The organism is Acinetobacter sp. HA (assembly GCF_000264725.1).
Taxonomy (GTDB): Bacteria; Pseudomonadota; Gammaproteobacteria; order Pseudomonadales; family Moraxellaceae; genus Acinetobacter; species Acinetobacter schindleri.
The window spans coordinates 1-19305 of the sequence record NZ_AJXD01000013.1; the positions used below are offsets into that span (position 1 = coordinate 1).

Here is a 19305-nt window from a genome sequence, read left to right on the forward strand (position 1 = left end):
AAGGGCGATGTCCTAGGCCTCTAGACGATAGGGACGTTGCGAGGTGATAGCTATGTTAAGGACTAAGCTAAGCTTTGTCAAAAGGCTTTTTGCTAAAAATGAATTAACAGATTAAACATTAAACAAGAACAAAGGATTAACGTGATTTCTGATTTTAAACTAGCGTATCCATCAGTTTATAGCATCAGAAATCGACATTAAAACCTCAAATTCCCGTCAATTTACAGGAGTTTAAGCAGTGTGGATTTAATGGTCAGGTGTTTGGGATTCGGCCGGTTGACTGGCTGGAACCATTTGTTCCGCAGGTGCTTCGGTTTTATCTTCACGATTGACGATATAGAGGTACAGTGCGGAAGGCGCTAAAATCACTAAAACCAGTAAGATCTTTTTTAACATGGCACAAATGCAAGAGATGAAATTGCAGTAATTATAGCCTAAGCAAATTAAAAAGAGCACCTGAGTGCTCTTGTCCATGAGTTAGAATTTAAAAGTGATATCTGCGATAAATTGGCGGCCAATTTCAGAGTACAGTTTGCTTCCACTCACATATAAATTATTGCGGTTAGTAATATTATTGACCGTTAAGCCAAAAATCGCTGAATAATCTTTTGAAACTTTCCAATCATAGGTGGTGCGCACATCCCATGTAAAACGAGGTTTTACATCTTGTAGCGTATAAGTATCGATTTTAACGCCATCATGCACCACTTTGTCAGCAGAGCTCGCTTCTAGCACTTGCTCATAGGTGTCTTTATAGCTAAAGAAGTTGGAAATTTTTAAAGGAAGAGAATCAAAGCCAATATTCCACATGACACGTGCAGTAATCGGTTGGTTATAGTTTGATGCAGGACGGTCACCATAAGGCATGATTTTGCCATCATAGGAAATCAGCTCCTGAAGATCTTCTTCGGTAAAGTTTTCCGTATAATCTGGTGCGCTACGGTACACCTCCGAGTAATTGACCGCTAAGCCTAAATTATGTTGAGTGCCTTTAAATTTAAGTGGCTCAATCGTATTAAGTTCTAGCGTTACGGTATCATTTTCGCCATAACCGCTGTTATCAAACTCATAAGAATAAGTAAAATAGTCATTTGGAATATCAGTTCTATTACGGGTGATTTCATCATCATACTGACGATTCACCCATTTTAAGCTAAGATTGGTGTTTTTAAATTGGCTATTAAACCCAAGGACAAATTCATCTGCAAATGGGGTTTTAAGATCCTTGCGGCGTGTATCATTGGCTGAAACTTTTGCTTCTTCAACCCATTCAGAATTTTGATCAGCACGGCTGATGTCAAAATCTAATGAGGTCAGATGTTGACGCAAGTCCGTCATATACGTTGGGGCATTATAGTAGCGGTTCCAACCTGAAGTCAGGGTTAATAATTTATTGGAAAAAGGCTGATAACTAATGCTGCTACGTGGTGCAAAGTTAAGATTATTATTTGATTCATCATAATCAGCACGCACACCTAAACGGGCATTGAGGTTGTTCCAGCGAATATTATCTTCTAGATACAAGGCTGCTTGATGATATTGACCAGCAAAGCTGCCTGCTTTGTATACATTACCCTTTTTAAAGTATTGGCCATCAAAGACCGTAGGGACTTTATTGTTCAGGAATACAGCTGTGGTATTTTCATCGCAGAGGGGATCATTGATTTGACATTGTTGACCTTTGAGATCAAACAAGTTTTGGGTTTTCCCTGATGTTACGCCATAGAAAGTTGAAAAATCTTTGGTACGTTCCCATTGCACATCATCATAATGATAGGCAAAACCGGCGCTGATTTGATGGTCGGTGTCTGCAAATTTAAAGTTATTAAATAGCGCATTTAACCCATAACTCACAGAAGATTGTTTTAAATCAATATCTGCAGAGGTTGCACCTTCCCATACTTTTTCAGTATTCGCCCAGTCTTTGCTCCCTGCTGCATATATCCAGTTCATACCGCGATCAGATGATGATTCACGTGCATTGTCAATTTGCTGGTAATTGAGCTGGTGTATTAATTGTCCCCAATCTTGTTTTTGTTGCATCTCTGCGAAAATCAAAGCTGATTGATTATTAGTGCTGCTGTGAGAGTTGCGACGTTTGTCTGCGTAAGTATTGTCTTCCAAATCACCTAAAGCGAAACCGAATTTCATACTGGTGTCTGCATTTGGATCGACATACAAGGTTCCGCCGACATTGGTGTTACGTTTTTCTTGATCAATTTGTTTTGGTACAGGTAAGCCACTTTCAACAGGAATTGTTGATTTACGTTGTGAAGCATAGAGATCGAACCCATAGACCTCTGAAAGCTTAGCAAAAATATTGGCACTAACACCTTGGCGAACATACTCTTTTTGGTTTGACTGGGTTGATGCACCTTCAAAGAGTCCTTTGTCTGCAGCAGTTTTTAAGTGGTAGCGGTTCCAGTCACTTTCTGTATAGTCATAAGTGATGCTACCATGGACTTTGCCAACTTCAGATTTAGGTGCACAGGTTTCTGCCTGAACCACACCACCGGTGAAGCCACCGTGTTTTGCACTAATGTTGCTGTCTAATACTTCTAAATTACACAATAAATCGGTGTTGATTGCCACACCTTGTGAACCGCCAGACACTGCACCGTAGTTGGTTGTTCCTGAACCAGCAGGGTCGAGGTTATTGCTGTTGCTGACGCCATTGACCACAAATTTATTATTAAATGATTGTGCACCATGAATCGAAATTTCAGTCGGTTTTAAATCAGCTTGTGAGCTGGCTGCCATATGTTCATTGCTAAACTGCACATTCGGATTTACTTTTAAAAAGTCAGTAATATTTTTAGAGCTATTCGGCGTCTTTTCTAAGTCTTCTTTTGAATAAATGGTTTTTCCAAATTCATTTTCTTGCTGAACTTCAATAATAATCGTGTTGAACTTAACCGTAGCTTCATTAAGGATGGATTCTTGATAATTTGATTCTTCTGCAAAGCTAGAGGTTGATAATGTTGTTAGAACTGCAATAGAAAGTGTTGAATAAGCAAAACGCATGAGAAGGGTTGAATCTGTAAAAGATAATGAAAGTGATCATCATTAACTTTGGTGTAATAATCAATAATAATGAGAATTATTTGCATTAATGGGTTTTTTATGTGTACGGAATTTAATCGGCTTAAATAGCTGAATAATAGAAATAAAAAGACAGAGGAAAATAGATGGCGTCCCTACGGGGATTCGAACCCCGGTTACCGCCGTGAAAGGGCGATGTCCTAGGCCTCTAGACGATAGGGACGTTTAGAAGATGGCGGTATCTTATTGATCCGCCACCAAAGTGTCAAGCAGGTGTGGGGTGAGTTTGTTTAAAATATAGCAAAATAGTTCAGCTGTCTTCTGCGTGTCGTATAATGCAGAATGGGCTTCTTTGCCATCAAACTCGATACCGGCCTGAATACAGGATTTTGCCAGTACTGTTTGACCAAACATCACCGCGCTCAAAGTCACTGTGTCGAAGACAGAAAAACTATGAAATGGGTTCTGGTTTTTGGTTCCTGTGCGGGCAATAGCTGCCTGTACAAAGCCTAAATCGAAATGGGCGTTATGACCGACCAGAACGGCATGGGTACAGTTTTGCTGGCGGCGTACTTCATTGACAGATTTAAAAATACGTTTAAGCGCAGTTTTCTCATCTTCGGCCATTGCAATACGCATCGGATTAGAGGGATCGATCCCAATAAAGTCCAGCGAACGGCGGTCAAGGTTTGCCCCTTCAAATGGATTGATATGTGCATGGTGAGCAGGGCCCGGCACAAATTCACCTTTCTCATTAAAAATAATAGGAATGGCAGCGATTTCCAGCAAGGCATCAGTTTGTGCATTAAAGCCTGCTGTCTCTACATCGACAACAACAGGCAGGAATCCACGGAAACGTTGACCAATGACTGGGAGAGTTTCATTTGTCACACTTTTCTCCATTGAATGGTTTTACCCGCATATAACGGAATAATCTGTTCACCATCCAAATAGTCCAGACTCTCAGGAATCACTTGATCTTGTTTTACCAGGGTAATGGTATTGGTATTACGAGGAAGGCCATAGAAGTCAGCACCAAAGTGGCTCGCAAAACCTTCCAGACGGTCAATTTTGCCGACCTGATCAAATGCCTGAGCATAAAGTTCAATTGCAGTGGGCGCACTATAACATCCTGCGCAACCACATGCATTTTCTTTGGCATTTTTTGAGTGCGGCGCACTGTCAGTTCCGAGGAAGAATTTTGGATTCCCACTCGTTGCGACTTCCAGCAGAGTTTGCTGATGCGTCTGGCGCTTTAAAATCGGCAGGCAGTAGAAATGCGGTTTCACCCCGCCAACCAGCATGTCATTACGGTTAAACAGTAAATGTTGTGGCGTAATAGTCGCAGCCACATTACGGTCCTGTTCCAGGACAAAGTTTGCCGCTTCACTGGTGGTGATATGTTCAAGCACCAGCTTCAGCTTCGGAAACTGTTTTAATAATGGAGAAAGTACTTCGTCCAGGAAACGTTTTTCACGATCAAAAATGTCGACATGGTTATGCGTGACTTCGCCATGTAGCAATAAAGGTACCTGATGTTCTTCAAGCTGCTCAATTACTGCATACACTTTAGAAATATCGCTTACACCGCTATCCGAGTTTGTAGTCGCACCAGCAGGATAAAGCTTGATGGCATTCACATACTCAGATTCTTTGATTTTTTAACTTCGGCAGGTGAAGTATTATTGGTGAAGTACAACACCATGCGTGGGTCAAAGTTGCAGCCTTCCGGCACATGCGCCATGATGCGTTCACGATAGCTGTTTGCCTCTTCCACGGTTTTTACTGGTGGAACCAGATTTGGCATACAGATTGCGCGGGAAAATTGTTGAGCTAGATCAGGAACAGTACGTTTAAGTGCTAGACCATCACGTAAGTGAGCGTGCCAGTCATCTGGCTGGAGAATCGTAATCGTATTCAAGGCGAATTCAATCAGAGAAATAATATGAATGATAATGCATCTATACCGAAAATGGTAATGTGAAATACTGACAAAAGATGCATTAACTATGAATTAATTTAAAAAAGTATGTTATTTTAAAAACACTAAAAAATTACATACATGCTTGCCATGGAATATAAGTATAATTTAGCAAAACTGCAGGATCAAAAGGAAAAAGTCGAAGAGCTTATTGCTGGGCAGAAATTGAGCCGAGTTTTTCCTCAACCGCTTGAAGATGAATTCTGGACCAAAAATCTGGAACGTGCCCGTAAGCACACCGATCAGTATGTCTGGGCAGGATTATTAATCTATTTTATCGGCATCCTTATCCTTATTCCTACCGATTACTGGATCATCGATAAACAATATTTTGTACATGATTTTGTATTGTCTTTAATAGGTATTATTAATGGCGGAATTAGTTTATTTGTTTTCTATTTATTCTCAAGTTTAGAACGCTTAAAACCTTTTTTTCAGCCTGCTTCACTGGTCTTGATATTCTGGGCACTGGTTTCAATTTCATGTCTGACTATGTCTATTCAGACCGCAGCCTTGCAACATCAATCCATGGCAATTGTCACCATTATTTATGTGCTGGGTTATATCCTTACTGGTGTCAAGCCGATTCAGATGATGATCACTGGTGTATTGGCAGCTGGAACTACGATTATTTGCCTGACCCTGGTTGGGGCTAACTTTAATCTTTTGGTATTTGGCCGAATTCTGTTGGGAAGTTGCCTGCTCGGTTTTGTTATTAGTCATATGATTTTTGCACGTGAACGGATGATTTTTCTTTATTCCATGCGGGCGCGGATCAGTGAGCAGATTCACCGGATTCACAATACCGAACTGTTACATCTGAGCCAGCATGATGAGCTGACCAAAATCTCGAATCGCCGTACCTTTGATGAAATGCTGGAAATTTACTTTTCTACCGCTCAGCGTCAGGAAAGCTCTTTGGCTATTTTATTTATCGATGTAGATTTCTTTAAGAACTATAACGATTTTTATGGACACCAAAAGGGTGATAATGTGATTTCGACCATCGCCAAAACTATCAAGAATGCGATCCGGCATATGGACTTTGTTGCACGTTATGGAGGTGAGGAGTTTGTGGTGCTGCTTCCAGAAACTGATGCGCATGGGGCTTATGCAGTATCTACCAATATCTTTAAAGCAATTGAACGTCTGGAAATACCACATGAAAAATCTTTGGTATCCAAGCAGATTACGGTAAGTCTAGGCATTACGGTTTATCGTGGTGAGCAAGCCATAACCAAAGATGAATTACTCGGCATTGCAGATCAGGCACTGTATCGTGCCAAGCAACTAGGGCGCAATCAGATTTATTATCAGAGCATTGCTTCGGTAAATTCAAAACCGCTGCATATCAGTTGAATTTTTCGTGAATTACAGACAATAAAAACCGCGCAGTTTGCGCGGTTTTTTTTTGACACAACTAAAACTTAGTTTTTGTCTTTTAATTGTGGAACAGCTGAACCGGTACCCACTGCAAGTAAACCCGCACCTGTGTAGATACCCAGTTTTGCACGCGTATCCGTAATGTCCAGGTTACGCATAGTTAACTGACCGATACGATCCATTGGCGAGAACATAGAATCACCTTTTTCCATCGTCAAGCGTTCAGCTTCGTATGTCAGGTTTTCAGATTCAGTGTTCATAATCGTGTAGTCATTACCACGACGTAGTTCTAAAGTTACAGTACCTGTGATTGCTTTAGCAACCCAACGCTGAGCAGTTTCGCGAAGCATAAGCGCTTGAGAATCGAACCAGCGACCTTGGTAAAGAAGACGACCCAAACGAAGACCGTTGATACGGTATTGTTCAATGGTATCTTCGTTATGAATACCCGTCACCAGACGTTCATAAGCAATGTGAAGCAGCGCCATACCCGGAGCTTCGTAAATACCACGAGATTTCGCTTCAATGATACGGTTTTCAATCTGATCCGACATACCTAGACCATGACGGCCACCGATACGGTTCGCTTCAAGAATGAACTCAACAGGATCTTCGATACGTTGACCGTTGATTGCAACTGGGAAGCCTTCTTCAAAAGTGATCGACACTTCTTCAGGTTTGATTTCAACTTCTTCTTTCCAGAACGCAACACCCATGATTGGGTCAACGATTTTGATGCCTGCATTCAGGTATTCAAGATCTTTGGCTTCGTGAGTTGCACCCAACATGTTTGAGTCAGTTGAATAAGCTTTCTCTTTTGACATTTTGTAGTCAAAGCCGTTGTCGATCAGGAACTGAGACATTTCAGCACGGCCACCAAGCTCGTCAATAAATGTCTGGTCTAACCAAGGCTTATAGATTTTAAGATTCGGGTTAGTCAACAAACCATAACGGTAGAAACGCTCGATGTCGTTACCTTTATAGGTTGATCCGTCGCCCCAGATGTTGACGTCATCTTCTTTCATTGCGGTAACAAGCATTGTCCCTGTTACTGCACGGCCTAGTGGCGTTGTGTTGAAGTAAGGAACACCACCAGTTGAGATGTGGAACGCGCCACATTGAATTGCAGCAATACCTTCTAATGCAAGCTGTAGACGGCAGTCGATTAAACGTGCTTTTACTGCGCCATATGCTTCAGCTTTCTTTGGAATCGCATCGTAATCATCTTCATCAGGCTGACCCAGGTTTGCAGTATATGCATAAGGTTCTGCGCCTTTTTGTTTCATCCACAACAGGGCTGCTGAAGTATCTAGACCACCAGAAAAGGCAATACCAACTTTTTTGCCTACAGGTACATTCTGTAAGATAGTTGCATTATCAGACATTGTTAATCCTAACGATAGAATAATATAGGCACCACTTATATTGGTGGCCAAAGAGAATTTTGAATGCAGATATTGTAACACCTTTCAAATGGCAAGTTTTCGCAAAAAAAATGCAAAATCTAAAAAATAGACAAAAAAATAAACAATCTAATGCAAATAGAGCCATCACAAATGGCCTTGAATTAGCCAAATCCAGGGTTTTAAAGCGGGCTAAGACTAAAGTTCTATAGGCTTCATTTTATCTCAACCTTTGCTCCTTTCAACCTGTTAAATACCCGATGTTGCTTAGCTTTCGCTCATATTGAATTCCATCTTTTAATATAAAAAATTGGTCATACCAATTATATTTTAATGATTTAACTGTTGCGGTATTTTAAATATTTTATTAATTTTAGCTACCTCAAAGACCGATATTGGTCTGTTTAATGTTAAATTGGTCATACCAATAATCTTTTGGACATGTCCTGTAATGACATAACAAACAAGCATTTCAAGGAGTAGAGAATGCTTCAACAGTGGCAACAAATCTACGATCCAATCGGAAATATTTGGATTTCCAGTGCGATCGCCCTCATTCCAATCGTATTCTTTTTCCTTGCTCTTGCTGTTTTCAGAATGAAGGGCAGTGTAGCTGGAACGATTACTGTGGCTTTGGCATTTCTGGTGTCAATGTTCCTCTACAAAATGCCAGTCACTATGGCATTGGCTTCCATGGTCTATGGGTTCTTCTACGGCTTATGGCCGATCGCCTGGATTATTATTGGAGCAGTATTCCTTTACAAGATTTCAGTGAAAACCGGTCAATTTGACATTATTCGCTCATCGATCCTGTCATTAACCGAAGACCAGCGTTTGCAAATGTTATTGGTTGGCTTCGCTTTTGGTACTTTCCTGGAAGGTGCTGCAGGCTTTGGCGCACCGGTTGCAATTACTGCTGCGTTATTAGTAGGTCTTGGATTTAAACCATTGTATGCCGCGGGTTTATGTCTGATTGTGAACACAGCACCTGTGGCTTTTGGTGCGATGGGAATTCCGATTATTGTCGCTGGTCAGGTATCAGGCGTAGACACCATGGAAATCAGCCAGATGGTAGGACGTCAATTGCCAATCATGGTACCCATTGTACTGGTGTGGATTATGGCAATCATGGATGGCTGGCGTGGTGTGAAAGAAACCTGGCCTGCAATTTTAGTCGGTGGTGGTTCTTTTGCCCTGGCGCAGTTCCTGACTGCTAACTATGTGGGTCCTGAATTACCCGATATCACTGCAGCGATTGCATCTTTGGTGAGCTTAACGGTATTACTCAAGTTCTGGCAGCCAAAACATATTTTCCGTTTTGATAATGAAAAACAAGTCGATAGCAATATTGCTTTGGCAAGCCAGCAAAAATATAGCATCGGTCAAATTATTAAAGCGTGGTCGCCATTTGCGGTACTGACTGCCATGGTAACTTTATGGAGCATCAAACCCTTTAAAGATCTGTTTGCCAAAGATGGGGCTTTAAGTGATTTAGTAATTTCCATTAAAGTGCCTTTCCTGCATCAAATGATTCAAAAGTTGCCGCCGGTGGTCGCTGAAGCGAAAGACTACGACGCGATCTATAAATTTGACTGGTTGTCAGCGACGGGTACAGCGATCATGATCGCTGCAATCATCACCATCATTTACCTGAAAATGAAACCGAAAGACGCAGTAGCGACCTTTGCTGAAACAGTAAATGAGCTGAAAACACCGATTTACTCAATTGGTATGGTATTGGCATTTGCTTTTATTGCCAATTACTCAGGCTTATCGGCAACCTTGGCATTAGCCTTGGCACATACAGGACAAGCATTCACGTTCTTCTCACCATTCCTGGGTTGGGTCGGTGTATTCCTGACAGGGTCTGATACTTCAGCAAACGCATTGTTCTCGGCTTTACAGGCAACTACGGCCCAGCAGATCGGTGTACCTGAAGTATTACTGGTGGCTGCGAATACCAGCGGTGGTGTAACCGGTAAAATGATTTCACCACAATCGATTGCAATTGCCTGTGCCGCAGTAGGTCTTGTCGGTAAAGAATCGGATTTATTCCGCTTTACCGTAAAACACAGTATCACCTTCACGGTGATGATCGGTATCATTATCACCTTACAAGCTTATGTGTTCCCATGGATGATTCCATAACACCATACTGAGGGCGATGCAATGAAAGTCTCTGATAAAGTCGTACAAAGTCTGCGTAATCTGATTGAAAAAAATCATATGCAGGTCGGGGACCGTTTGCCCGCAGAACGTAAATTATGTGAACAGTTAGGTGTGTCGCGCTCTTCGTTGCGAGAAGCGCTGCAACATCTGGTTAGCCAGGGCATGCTGGTGAGCCGTGTTGGTGCCGGTACTTATTTGCAAGAACTGCCGAATCACTGGTCACAGCATCATATTGTGCAGCCTTTAAGTGACCTGATGGATGTCGATCCTGAATACCGTTTTGATGTTCAGGAGTCTCGTCTGATTCTGGAAGGCGGTACAGCCTGGTATGCGGCACAGCGCGCCACACCCGATGATATAAAAAAAATCAGACAGTGTTATGACCAGATTGCGCACTATCAGCTGTTGGGTGATGACGATGAAGCAGCCCGCGCAGATGCCCGTTTTCATCTTGCGATTGCCGAAGCATCGCATAATGTGGTGCTGATCCAGTTGATGCGCAGTCTGTTCGACCTGCTGCAATTTAATGTGGTACTCGGACGACGCAAAGTCTATTCCGAGGCCCACCGTTTTGATCAGTTGCAGGACCAGCACTTTAAGGTGATGGCCGCAATTGAGCGTCAAGATCCAGAAGCTGCACGTCAGGCAGTTTGTGGACACATTGAGTTTGTCATTCAGCAAGTACGCACGATTGATGAGGATGAAGCCCGTCAGCAGCGTATGAGCCGATTAAACAGGATCTAAATTATGATTATCTCTTCTGCAAATGATTACCGTGAAGCCGCACAACGTCGTCTTCCACCATTCCTGTTTCATTATATTGATGGTGGGGCTTATGCAGAATACACGCTGAAACGCAATGTAGAAGATTTATCAAAAGTAGCGCTGCGTCAACGTGTCTTGAATGACATGTCAGCACTAAGTCTGGAAACTAAATTATTTGATGAAACCCTTTCGATGCCGGTGGCCTTGTCACCTGTAGGCTTGACCGGTATGTATGCACGCCGTGGGGAAGTACAGGCAGCAGTTGCGGCAGACCAAAAAGGTATTCCATTCACCTTGTCGACGGTATCTGTGTGCCCAATTGAAGAAGTGGCACCAGCGATCCAGCGCCCAATGTGGTTCCAGCTCTATGTCCTGCGTGACCGCGGTTTCATGAAAAATGCCTTGGAACGTGCCAAAGCTGCGGGTTGTTCAACGCTGGTCTTTACCGTGGATATGCCAGTGCCGGGTGCACGTTACCGTGATGCACATTCTGGCATGAGTGGACCAAATGCAGCGATGCGCCGTTATATGCAATCTTGCATGCATCCACACTGGGCCTGGAATGTTGGCTTAATGGGTCGTCCACACGACTTGGGTAATATCTCGAAATACCTTGGTAAACCGACAGGCCTTGAAGATTATATCGGCTGGTTGGGTGCCAACTTTGATCCTTCTATTTCCTGGAAAGATCTGGAGTGGATCCGTGACTATTGGGATGGTCCAATGGTGATCAAAGGGATTCTGGATCCTGAAGATGCTAAAGACGCTGTGCGTTTCGGTGCGGATGGCATTGTAGTATCCAACCATGGTGGTCGTCAGCTAGATGGTGTGTTATCCACCACACGTGCCTTGCCACCAATTGCTGATGCGGTAAAAGGTGAACTGAAAATCCTGGTCGACTCTGGTATCCGTAATGGTCTGGATGTGGTGCGTATGCTGGCAATGGGTGCGGACACCTGTATGCTCGGTCGGGCCTTCGTTTATGCATTGGGTGCTGCAGGCGGGGCTGGTGTCAGCAACCTTCTTGATCTGATCGACAAGGAAATGCGTGTTGCCATGACCTTAACAGGTGCCAAGACCATTGCTGACATTACACAGGATTGTCTGGTAAGGCTCGATCGCGAAATTTCACAATAAAACCAATCAGGATGACCACTCTAAATCGTGGTCATCCTAGAGCAATTCGGAACTACATAATTACTGCTATTTCATCTATTCAAGATTAAAAATCCAAAACATGCTTATGGCTAATTTTATAAAAAGATAGCTATAAAAATGAAACGGGGCTCTACTATGCAAAACTCATTTGACCCTACTGCGACCTTAAACAATCTGGTCGCTGTGGTCGGCCAGCGACATGTGTTGACGGACGATCACGATACTCGTCTGTATCGGCAGGGCCGGCGTTATGGTTCAGGTGAGGTGTTTGCGGTCGTCACTCCAGGTTCATTACTGGAACAATGGCAAGTATTGCAAATTGCTGTTGCAGTAGACTGTATCGTAATTATGCAGGCAGCCAATACCGGTTTAACTGGTGGTTCAACGCCGTTTGGTGAATATGACCGTCCAGTGATTGTGATGAGTACTCGCCGTCTGACAGGTATTCAGGTGATCCAGGAAGGCAAACAGGTTATCTGTTTGCCGGGTGCAACACTTGATGCACTGGAAAAACAGTTAGTGCCATTTAACCGTGAACCGCATTCGGTGATTGGTTCATCCTGTATTGGTGCTTCGGTGCTGGGTGGCGTGTGCAATAACTCCGGTGGAGCCTTGGTTCGCCGAGGGCCGGCCTATACTGAACTGGCATTATATGCGCGTGTGAATGAACATGGCGAACTGGAGCTGGTGAATCATCTCGGTATCCATCTGGGTCATAGTCCGGAAGAGATTCTGAAAAATCTGGAGCAGAAACAATATAACGAGCAGGATATCCAGCAGCAGGAACATCGCTGTGCATCTGATCATCGTTATAGTCAGGATGTGCGTCAGGTCGATGCTGATACTCCGGCACGCTTCAATGCTGATCCAAGCCGTCTGTTTGAAGTCTCTGGTTCTGCTGGCAAGGTGTGTGTTTTTGCAGTACGTCTGGATACTTTTGAAAAAATCCCGAGTCAGGTGTTCTATGTTGGCACCAACTCACAGGATGATCTAACAAAAATCCGTCGCTTTCTGCTCAAAGATCTGCCAGGTCTGCCGATTGCTGGAGAATATATTCACCGTGTGGCTTATGACATCGGTGCGGAATACGGCAAAGACACTTTTATGTTCATTGAAAAATTTGGTACTGCCAAAGTGGCTGCCGCATTTGCCATGAAAGACAAGGTTGATGGGATATTGCAGAAAATGGGGCTACGTGGCTTAAGTGACAAAATTTTGCAAATGATCAGTAAAATGCTGCCATCACACTTGCCAAAACGCATGAATGAGTACCGTGATCTGTATGAGCATCATCTGATTCTCAGAATTGAAAATCAGGATGTGGCACAGGTACAGGCCTTCTTTGAAGGCTACTTTAAGACCCATCCTAACGGGAACTATTTTCTCTGCACCGAAGACGAAGGACGTAAGGCATTTCTGCACCGTTTTGCCGTAGCAGGTGCAGCAATTCGTTATCGTGATACTCATTTAAGTGAAGTAGAAGATATTGTGGCGCTGGATATTGCGCTGCGTAGGAATGACCGCCAATGGGTAGAAACCCTGCCACAGGAAATGGAGGAGCAGATCTTACATAAACTTTATTATGGTCACTTCCTGTGCCATGTATTCCATCAGGATTATATCGTGAAAAAAGGGGTTAATCCGCTGAAAATGGAACATGCCATGTGGAAGCTGCTGGATGATCGTGGTGCGGAATATCCGGCTGAACATAATGTAGGGCATCTCTACATTGCCAAACCGGCATTAAAAAATCATTACCAGAAGCTGGACCCGACCAATAGTTTTAATGTTGGGATTGGGCATAGCTCAAAGCTGAAATATTGGAAATAAGCAGAAAAACTGGGAATAACAACAATAAAAATATGATCTGGCCTATCTCATGCAGTGCTCGCACTGCATTTTTTTATCTATAAAACATTGGAAAAATACAGGGTGTACGAATCTTGCAATAGATCGAAAAATTGCTGATTTAAATCCAGTCTTGGGGTTTAATATGCCAAGTAGAGATCATGATCTGTTCCTGATACGATAAAACCAACAATAACAAGTTTTTAGGAGTCTCTTATGAATTCAAGTATCACCCCGCCACAGCTGCCACGACTACATGAGCGTAATCAGACTTTGTCTGTATTGCATGGCATTTATGCCGGCCTGTTGATCTTTAGTGGCGCAGTATTTCTTTATCTTGAATCTCAGCAAAGAACCGCTTCAACCATCAGCCTGGGATTTGTCATTCTATTAATGCTGGTATTGATCTATTTCAATATTCAGGCAGCTCTGAAAGTTAAGAAAGGTCAGGGCGAGGGACGTACACTTTCCCGAATTATGGCGGTGCTGATGCTGTTGAGTTTTCCTGTAGGAACAGTACTGGGGGCAATTGCATTATGGAAAAGCTCGGCGAAACAGTGGGAGGCCTGAGTTGACCTGAGAAAGCAATAATTTTGTGAAAATGCCATAAACAAAAATAAAAAACACGCTAGAGTAATATGCAACAAGTTGCAAAGCCATCATCAAAGGGAATAGCCATGACAACGACTCGTTATGCGAATATTTTAAAACCGCTTCATCTGGGATTTACCACGATTAAAAACCGGGTGGTGATGGGTTCAATGCATACCGGGCTGGAGGATCGTTTCTATAATTATCCCAAACTGGCAGCTTATTTTGGCGAGCGTGCCAAAGGTGGGGTAGGGCTGCTCATCACGGGTGGTATTTCTCCAAACCGTCAGGGCTGGTTACTGCCTGCAGGTGGGACCATGAATACCTTGGGAGATATTGCTCCGCATCGACTGGTAACCCATGCCGTGCATAAGCATGGTGCCAAAATCCTGTTGCAGATCCTGCATGCCGGCCGTTATGGCTACCAACCTTTTGTGGTTTCAGCGAGTCCAATCAAGTCACCGATTTCTCCTTTTAAACCACGCCAGCTTTCAGAAAAACAGATTCTGGATACTATTCAGGACTATGTAAAAACTGCCAGTCTGGCAAAAAAAGCCGGCTATGATGGTGTGGAAATCATGGGTTCAGAAGGTTACCTGATTAACCAGTTCCTGAGTCGTCATGTTAATCAGCGCAATGATCGCTGGGGTGGTTCGATCGAAAACCGGATGCGTTTTGCGGTGGAAATTGTCAAAGCGATTCGGGCCGAGATTGGTGAAAAATTTATTATCTGCTTCCGTCTGTCTTTACTGGATCTGGTGCATGATGGCAATACCATGCAGGAAGTCATTACCGTCGCTAAAGCATTAGAGAAGGCCGGAATTACTTTACTTAATACCGGGATCGGCTGGCATGAAGCACGTATTCCAACCATTGTTACGTCTGTGCCACGGGCTGCTTTCGTCGAGTACACTGCAGAAGTAAAGAAAAATGTTACTGTTCCGGTGATCGCATCGAATCGTATCAATATGCCAGATACTGCTGAAGAAATCCTGGCATCAGGGCAGGCGGACATGGTGCAAATGGCACGTCCTTTACTGGCAGATGCTTTCTGGGTCAATAAAACAGCGACCAACCGTGTTGATGAGATCAATACCTGTATCGCCTGCAACCAGGCTTGTCTGGATCATACGTTTAAAAACCAGCGTGCTACCTGTTTAGTGAATCCGCGTGCTGGATATGAAACTGAACTGGTTTATGTAAAAACCAAAAAACCGAAACGGATCGCCGTTGTGGGTGGTGGCGTTGCAGGTATGTCAGCGGCAACGGTGGCTGCCGGACGTGGTCATGAGGTGACCCTGTTTGAAGCAACGAACGATGTTGGTGGCCAGTTCAATCTGGCAAAAGTAGTGCCGGGTAAAGAAGAATTTCATGAAACCATTCGTTATTTCAAGGTTCAAATAGAAAAGACTGGGGTTGAATTACGTCTGAATACCAAGGTCAATCGTGAACAGCTGGAACGTGAAGGTTTTGATGAGGTGATTGTGGCGACTGGCGTTGTACCACGCGCCTTGAAGATTGCGGGTAGTGATGCACCACAGGTCTTGTCCTATACCGAAGTGTTGAATGGAGCATCTGTCGGAGATCGAGTTGCCGTGATTGGTGCAGGTGGGATTGGTTTTGATGTATCTGAATTTTTGCTAAAACCGCCATTGCAACCCCAGCCAATGCCTGTAGAGGAATGGAAGCGTGAATGGGGAGTAGATCCAAATCCAAATTATGTAACGGAAGGGGGGATGCAGCCTGCAGAGGTTGAAGCACCAGTCCGGGAAATTTATCTGCTTCAACGTAAAACCACACCACTTGGTGCGGGTTTAGGCAAAACCACAGGCTGGGTACATCGCGCACAATTGAAAAACATGGTGTACGTATGCTGCGGGGTGTGCAGTATAAGTCGGTTACTGATGAAGGCTTATGGATTGAAGTGGATGGACATGACCAATTGCTACGCGTAGATACGATTGTGGTATGTGCCGGTCAGGAATCAGTGAAAGAAATCATGCCAGTTGAAGGTCAAAAAACTATAGCTAAGTATCATATTATTGGTGGTGCCAAACTGGCGGCAGAGCTGGATGCCAAACGCGCGATTCGTGAAGGTGCTGAACTGGCAGCCAGATTGTAAGGATTTGATGAAACTATATGCAGTTGATTGCATTCACTGTAATTTTCACTTGTCAGGTGAGAAAAAGCTCCGTATGATGGCGCACATGGAAGCGTGGCAGAGCGGTTTAATGCACCGGTCTTGAAAACCGACGAGGGCTTATACCCCTCCGTGAGTTCGAATCTCACCGCTTCCGCCAGATACGAAAAACCCCAGTCAATGACTGGGGTTTTTTTATTGCCTGGATATTTTGAGTTACGGGTATAGGTAATTGAATTATATAATAAATTAGAATATGCGGACATATAAACAACTGATATAGATTGACAGTGACAAAGTAGTAAAAAGTGCCAAAAGCTAAAACCTACACCTTTTTTTGCATGGTGAATGGGATTACATGTGGTTTAAGTCAATTAGCCGCTATAACCACTATAGAGGTTAAAAAAGCAGAACTTCATCTGGACAAAATAATAAAGCTGCCAGCTGGCGAAAATCTTGATCTATGTATTGATACTGATCCTCATGGGAGCAAGTGCTCAAACTTAAATAACAGAAAATAAAATTTCAGCTTTAGGGGGAATTTTATTTTCTGTTTGCATGATTATTAGAGTTCTTTCATAAATTATGTTTAATCACTATCAAGACAGTTCCTTCTCCTTATAGAAGATTTGCGAAACAGGCTCCTTAGGAAGAGCTTTCCACCCCCTCATCCTGTTGCGAGGCAGTGCTTCTTATCCCAAAGAGAGAAGGCACTTTTAGTATCCATTTAAAGATAAATAGCACGATCATTTTTTGATTTATAAAAGAGATCTATTAAATTCAAATTAATTTTGAATATATCGTCGAATTTTGATGGTCAGTCCTACTGGCTGACGCTGCTGAAATCCAAGGTGGTATTGATAATTACCTAGCAAGCTTTTAACCAATGCCAGTCCCAGACCATGGCCGTGCTGCTGAGCAGATTTTCGCCAGAAGCGTTGTCCTAAATGTTGGATATCCTTGGCTGTAAGTTGTTGTCCATCATCTTCAATCACCAGGCCATGAGACTGCATGGAAATCCAGATATGGGTAGCCTGTGCATGCAGCAGTGCATTTTCAAGCAGATTTTTCAGTACCGTATACAGCACAAATTCAGGTAGCTGAATTTCGCCTAGACTTTCCCAGTCCACCTGTATTTTTTCATTAATTTCAGGATAGCGTGTACTTAAGTCTGCAAGCACCTTCTCAAGCGTGGGGCGAAGCCAGATGGTCTCAGTCATTTCCTGGAGACTGTTTTCTGATTGGGTCAGCAATAAAAGCTGCTCGAGTAACAGCGTATAACGCCGGATGCTCTCATTGGCCTGCTGCAAATTGTGCTGAATGGATTCAGGCAGGTTCTGCTGCTGACCGATCAGCTGGGCCAGTTGTACATGGGTTTTAATTGCGGTCAGGGGACTGCGTAATTCATGTGCAGCATAGGCACTAAAGGCTTTCTCCTGTTGCAGACTGTCATTGAGTTTCTGAATCAACTGCGTGGAATTGTTGACAAAAGGCTGTACTTCCTGAGGGATGCTTGCAGGCTTGAGCTGCATTAAAAAATCTGCCGCCTGTGAATAGTTGAGGTTTTTCTGGTTCAGGTATTGACTGAGCTGATCCAAAGGCCGGAACTGTCTGCGGATAATAAAGATGATCAAGGCAATACAGATCAGCAGTGAGAAGACCAAGGGAACCAGTACGGACTGCAGAATCTGCTGTAGTAGCATATCCCTCAAGAACATGCGTTCTGCCGCCACCACCTGAATATCGCCACGACGCAGGACATAACTGCGCCATTCCGTATCACCCTGCTGCCAGGTACTGAATCCTTCTGGTCGCTGGCTTAAATTTTTTGGGGCACCGCGTGTTTTGGCAATTACCTGATTGCCTAACGAGATGTCAGAGCTAAAAAGAGAGACTTCACAGGCAATTAACTGGTTTGCATCATCATTCTTGGCTAATTTGGATAAGGTTGCATCCCCCAGACTATCCAGTGGTAACTGCTGAATCAGCCGGGCAACCATTTGTGCAGATGCCGATAAGCGTTGATCCAGTGTGTCTTGTAAGCGTTGTTTCAGGTCAATATACAGCCATGAAAATACCGCACTCCACAGCACAATAAACACGGCCAAAAGACTCATGACCAGACGCCATTTCAAGCTGTGACTAAACATGACGATGCTCAAACGGTTTGAAAATATATCCCACACCGCGAACGGTTTGAATCAAGTCTGGATGCAGTTTTTGTCTCAGGTGATAAATGTGTACATTCAGGGCATTGCTCTCAATAGCGTCCTGAAAACCATAGAACTTATCAATAAGCTGTTCATTTTTCAGGATCTGATTGGGGTGGCTCATCAGGGTTTTCAGCAGGCTGAATTCACGGCGAGATAAATTCACGGCCTGGTTTTGATAGGTCACAGTCTGGGTATCCCGGTTTAGAACCAGTTCATCAAATTGCAGGGTATTCGATGCAAAGCCGCGGTGGCGACGGGTGAGGGCATGAATCCGGGCAATCAGTTCCTCCAGCTCAAAAGGTTTGGTCAGGTAGTCATCGGCACCGGCATTCAGGGCCTGAACGCACTGATCGGTCCGTAGCCGCGCCGTCAATACCAGTACTGGGAGATCAATTTGGTCGCGTCGCCAGCTATGCAGCAGCTCCAGGCCATCCTGATCCGGCAGGCCTAAATCCAGTAAACACAAATCGACTGCAGTATGCCGGATAAAATAATCCGCAGCACGTGCGTGACTGACATGCTCTACTGAAATATTCAGATAGTTCAGAGCAGCACAAATGCTCTGTGCGATATAGGGATCATCCTCAACCAATACAATAAACATAGAACATC

Annotated in this window: 12 protein-coding genes, 2 tRNA genes and 2 pseudogenes; 8 read left to right on the forward strand and 8 right to left on the reverse strand. The window is 43.7% G+C overall.

Annotated elements, in window-relative coordinates:
* Positions 1-246: 246 nt before the first annotated feature.
* From HADU_RS15595 to pyrC, 5 genes and pseudogenes are all read right to left on the reverse strand, one after another.
* The gene (locus tag HADU_RS15595) at positions 247-396 is read right to left on the reverse strand and encodes a hypothetical protein (protein ID WP_171056637.1); all 150 of its coding nucleotides are present in this window, start codon (positions 394-396) and stop codon (positions 247-249) included.
* An 81-nt stretch (positions 397-477) separates the two neighbouring features.
* Positions 478-3024 (reverse strand): TonB-dependent receptor plug domain-containing protein, encoded by a 2547-nt coding sequence (locus tag HADU_RS03470; RefSeq protein ID WP_008303610.1) that lies wholly within the window; start codon positions 3022-3024, stop codon positions 478-480.
* Positions 3025-3189: 165 nt separating this feature from the next.
* A tRNA-Glu gene (locus tag HADU_RS03475) sits at positions 3190-3265 on the reverse strand.
* Positions 3266-3285: 20 nt separating this feature from the next.
* On the reverse strand, positions 3286-3945 hold the full coding sequence (gene rnt / locus HADU_RS03480; RefSeq protein WP_008303612.1) for a ribonuclease T: 660 nt from the start codon (positions 3943-3945) through the stop codon (positions 3286-3288).
* A pseudogene (gene pyrC / locus HADU_RS03485) lies at positions 3930-4963 on the reverse strand (dihydroorotase). Before pyrC ends, rnt begins: the two are co-directional and overlap by 16 nt.
* 150 nt (positions 4964-5113) lie before the next feature.
* On the opposite strand from pyrC, the gene HADU_RS03490 reads away from it, so the two are divergent.
* Positions 5114-6382 (forward strand): GGDEF domain-containing protein, encoded by a 1269-nt coding sequence (locus tag HADU_RS03490; RefSeq protein ID WP_034592203.1) that lies wholly within the window; start codon positions 5114-5116, stop codon positions 6380-6382.
* A gap of 68 nt (positions 6383-6450) precedes the next feature.
* On the opposite strand, the gene argG is transcribed toward HADU_RS03490, so the two are convergent.
* Positions 6451-7791, reverse strand: coding sequence for an argininosuccinate synthase (gene argG, locus HADU_RS03495; RefSeq protein ID WP_004893689.1), 1341 nt, complete (start codon positions 7789-7791; stop codon positions 6451-6453).
* A gap of 504 nt (positions 7792-8295) precedes the next feature.
* On the opposite strand from argG, the gene lldP reads away from it, so the two are divergent.
* From lldP to HADU_RS03530, 7 genes and pseudogenes are all read left to right on the forward strand, one after another.
* Positions 8296-9957, forward strand: coding sequence for an L-lactate permease (lldP, locus tag HADU_RS03500; protein ID WP_008303614.1), 1662 nt, complete (start codon positions 8296-8298; stop codon positions 9955-9957).
* A gap of 21 nt (positions 9958-9978) precedes the next feature.
* Positions 9979-10722, forward strand: coding sequence for a transcriptional regulator LldR (gene lldR, locus HADU_RS03505; RefSeq protein ID WP_004810656.1), 744 nt, complete (start codon positions 9979-9981; stop codon positions 10720-10722).
* Positions 10723-10725: 3 nt separating this feature from the next.
* Positions 10726-11880: an FMN-dependent L-lactate dehydrogenase LldD gene (lldD, locus tag HADU_RS03510; RefSeq protein ID WP_008303618.1), complete on the forward strand. Its 1155-nt coding sequence runs from the start codon at positions 10726-10728 to the stop codon at positions 11878-11880.
* A gap of 156 nt (positions 11881-12036) precedes the next feature.
* Positions 12037-13731 carry a D-lactate dehydrogenase gene (gene dld, locus HADU_RS03515; RefSeq protein ID WP_008303619.1) on the forward strand — a complete coding sequence of 565 codons (1695 nt, stop codon included), beginning with the start codon at positions 12037-12039 and terminating at the stop codon, positions 13729-13731.
* Between the two features lie 234 nt (positions 13732-13965).
* Positions 13966-14319 (forward strand): hypothetical protein, encoded by a 354-nt coding sequence (locus tag HADU_RS03520; protein WP_008303621.1) that lies wholly within the window; start codon positions 13966-13968, stop codon positions 14317-14319.
* A 107-nt stretch (positions 14320-14426) separates the two neighbouring features.
* Positions 14427-16462: pseudogene (locus tag HADU_RS03525) on the forward strand (FAD-dependent oxidoreductase).
* Positions 16463-16549: 87 nt separating this feature from the next.
* Positions 16550-16640: transfer RNA gene (locus HADU_RS03530), tRNA-Ser, on the forward strand.
* Between the two features lie 625 nt (positions 16641-17265).
* Here HADU_RS03530 and HADU_RS03535 read toward each other — a convergent pair.
* Together HADU_RS03535 and HADU_RS03540 are read right to left on the reverse strand one after the other, a co-directional pair.
* The gene (locus tag HADU_RS03535; RefSeq protein WP_008303623.1) at positions 17266-18630 is read right to left on the reverse strand and encodes an ATP-binding protein; all 1365 of its coding nucleotides are present in this window, start codon (positions 18628-18630) and stop codon (positions 17266-17268) included.
* Positions 18623-19297: a response regulator transcription factor gene (locus HADU_RS03540; RefSeq protein WP_008303625.1), complete on the reverse strand. Its 675-nt coding sequence runs from the start codon at positions 19295-19297 to the stop codon at positions 18623-18625. The genes HADU_RS03535 and HADU_RS03540 overlap by 8 nt, the downstream gene beginning before the upstream one ends.
* Between the last annotated feature and the right edge of the window lie 8 nt (positions 19298-19305).